At 70.9% G+C, this 413-nt stretch carries 1 pseudogene; it reads right to left on the reverse strand.

The features are described from left to right. Nucleotides 1-378, reverse strand: a pseudogene (locus UK12_RS33255) (homogentisate 1,2-dioxygenase); the annotation flags it as partial. Nucleotides 379-413: the final 35 nt, after the last annotated feature.

A 413-nucleotide genomic window follows, 5' to 3' on the forward strand; every position in this document is an offset into this window, starting at 1 on the left:
CTCGTCGCCGAGCCCGTTGCGGTAGAGCGCGCTCGGCGCACCGGCCGCCACGTACCCGATCCGCACGTCGGCGGTGCCGGGCACCAGGCGGCGGCCGGTGGCGGCGTCGGTTTTCTTCCACTCCTCGCCCGGGAACAGCTCGTTCAGCTTCAGGTGGCGGGGCTTGGGCGGCAGGTTCGGGGTGGTGGCGAGGCCGGGCAGCTCCCACGGCGTGGCGTCCACCAGCGCGGAGGGGATGCCCTTGTGGTAGGGCAGCGAGGAGTCCGAGAAGAACCCTTGCTCGGCCATCAACTGCTCGTAGTACAGCCCGCCTGGGGGCGTACGGTGCTGGGGGTGCCGCTTGCGCGGGGTGCTCCCCAGCTGCCGGTAGTGCGCCATGGTCCGGATCTCCCTCGAATATTGCAGCTCAGAGG

The organism is Saccharothrix sp. ST-888, from assembly GCF_000955975.1.
Lineage (GTDB): Bacteria > Actinomycetota > Actinomycetes > Streptomycetales > Streptomycetaceae > Kitasatospora.